Raw genomic sequence first — 2,284 nt, forward strand, 5'->3', positions numbered from 1 at the left:
CTGACTTGAACAAAATTGAGAAGTTTTGGGCACGGATCAAGCACTACGTGCGAAAGACCTTGCACCAGTTTGACACCTTGTGGGATGCCCTCGACAATGCCTTCCGCGTATTGTCCTAACCTGCCTGCGGGCTGCTATAGCACGGCCATTTTGCTATTTACCAAGGTTTGGGGGCCAAAGGATAAGATCAATCAACCCGCCACGGAACAGGTTTGGTTCTATGAAATGCAACAGGATGGCTATTCCCTAGACGACAAACGCACGAAGCAAGAGGGCTATGGGGATTTGCAGGATATTGTGACCAAATACCAAACCCGCAACCCCAAAATCCATACCGACCGCACCCAAAAATGCTTTTTTGTGTCCCGAAAAGATATCGAAGCTGAGGACTATGACCTGAGCTTGAGCCGTTATAAGGAAGATGTTTTTGAAGAAGTAAACTACGAAGCGCCAGGGGTGATTTTGGATCGGTTGCTTCAGGCTGAGGTGGGGGAGATTGGCGATGAGGATCTAACCAAGGTAACAACTGGAATTGTGCGGGAACTGCTGGATCTGAGGGAGTTAATTGGATGAAAGCTCAAGAAATCAAAACGGTTGGCTCTGCCTTCAACGGGAAAACTCCATCCAAGCTAGAACAGCGCAGCGAAGGTCTACCAATCCTAAAAATTAGAGATATTGATGAAAATGGAAACTTTCGCGGTAATTTTGAGTCATTTGTCGATTCAAACTACTACGAAAAATATTCTAAAAAAAAGCTGAGAGCGGGTGACACTATTATTCTAAATGCAGCTCACAATAGCGATTATGTTGGAAGCAAGAATGCTTTTATTTCTCCAGATTTAGATGGCGTAGTCGCTACAGGTGAATGGTTAATTGTAAGAGTTGATAGCGCTCATCCAGCCTACATCAATCACTTCTTGAAATCACCGCCAGGAAGAAAGAAGTTAAAGAGTTGTGTCAAAGGAATTCATTTATATCCTAAAGATGTTGAGCGAATAAAAATCCCCCTCCCACCACTCGATGACCAAAAACGCATTGCCTATCTGCTTAGCAAAGTAGAAGGGCTAATTGCCCAGCGCAAACAACACCTACAACACCTCGACGACCTCCTCAAAAGCGTCTTCCTAGAAATGTTTGGCGACCCAGTACGAAATGAGAAGGGGTGGGAGAAAAATATTATTGGATCCTTTGCTCGCGTCGGTACAGGGGCAACACCTAGCCGCCAAAAAATTGATGAGTATTACAACGGTGATATTCCATGGGTGAAGACAACGGAGGTAAAAAATGAAAAAATCATCTCAACTGAAGAACACATCACCCGAAAGGCTGTAAAAGAAACTAACTGTACTATTTATCAATCGCATACAATTCTCCTAGCAATGTATGGCCAGGGAAAAACTCGCGGCCAGGTCGGTTATCTAAACATTGCTGCTGCCACTAATCAAGCCTGTGCAGCTATACTACCTTCAACTCATAATCAAGTATTTATTTATGAACAACTAAAGCTGCTGTATCGATCTATCCGTGCATTAGGTCGTGGAGGTAATCAAGAGAACTTGAACCTAGCACTAGTCAAAAATATTAGTCTTTTGCTCCCTCCAATTGAACTCCAAAACCAATTTTCTACCATTGTCGAAAAAGTCGAATGCATCAAAACCCGCTATCAAGCCAGCCTTGCCGACTTAGAAAACCTCTATGGCGCACTTAGCCAAAAAGCCTTCAAAGGCGAACTCGATTTATCGCGGGTGCCCCTGCCCCCAACCAGCCCCAACCTGTAGGGTGGCATCCCTTCAAAAAACCCGGTTTCTACTCTGGCAAAACCCAAATCTTCTCCTCAGCCACCCGACAAAGAAACCGGGTTTCTAGCTATACGAAGATAGATCCTGGCTTTCCTTATAAATCCTCTGGAGTTAATCCAGTTTTTTTAGCAATCCGGGAAAGCATTTTTGTTCCAATTTCGTCACTATCTCGAAAGGCAAATACATAGTCCTCATATCCCTCTCGTTCCAAGATTTTATGGGAGCCTGTTTGCCGTTTCACTCGCCAACCGATTTTTTCTAATGCCGCTAAAACCTTTCTGGCTGACTGCCTGACACATCTTTATGCCGCCTCCCAGGGGGGCAATTGACATCGTATGGACTGGATCCTAGAGAACCAGATGCGGTCATAGTACTGGTCTTCGGCGTTTTTAGAGGCAAAGCAGGGTTCAGGGTCAACGGTGAGCAGGGGGATGGGTTGGAGCAACGGACGCCCTTTGTTGACGGCACCCTTGAGCCAGCGGAGG

At 45.4% G+C, this 2,284-nt stretch carries 3 protein-coding genes and 1 pseudogene; 2 read left to right on the forward strand and 2 right to left on the reverse strand.

The window, feature by feature from the left end; translation table 11 throughout:
• The first annotated feature begins 96 nt into the window (after nucleotides 1-96).
• Together H6G62_RS26860 and H6G62_RS26865 are read left to right on the forward strand one after the other, a co-directional pair.
• Nucleotides 97-573: an N-6 DNA methylase gene (locus H6G62_RS26860; protein WP_199325273.1), complete on the forward strand. Its 477-nt coding sequence runs from the start codon at nucleotides 97-99 to the stop codon at nucleotides 571-573.
• Nucleotides 570-1,778, forward strand: a complete 1,209-nt coding sequence (locus H6G62_RS26865; protein WP_190500867.1) for a restriction endonuclease subunit S — start codon at nucleotides 570-572, stop codon at nucleotides 1,776-1,778. The genes H6G62_RS26860 and H6G62_RS26865 overlap by 4 nt, the downstream gene beginning before the upstream one ends.
• 115 nt (nucleotides 1,779-1,893) lie before the next feature.
• On the opposite strand, the pseudogene H6G62_RS26870 reads toward H6G62_RS26865, so the two are convergent.
• Together H6G62_RS26870 and H6G62_RS26875 are read right to left on the reverse strand one after the other, a co-directional pair.
• Nucleotides 1,894-2,067 (reverse strand): annotated as a pseudogene (locus H6G62_RS26870) (type II toxin-antitoxin system HicA family toxin); the annotation flags it as partial.
• Nucleotides 2,068-2,100: 33 nt separating this feature from the next.
• The coding region (locus H6G62_RS26875; protein WP_190492888.1) for a hypothetical protein at nucleotides 2,101-2,284 on the reverse strand (184 nt) is incomplete at its 5' end.

Source organism: Phormidium sp. FACHB-1136 (assembly GCF_014697375.1).
GTDB lineage: Bacteria > Cyanobacteriota > Cyanobacteriia > Phormidesmidales > Phormidesmidaceae > Nodosilinea.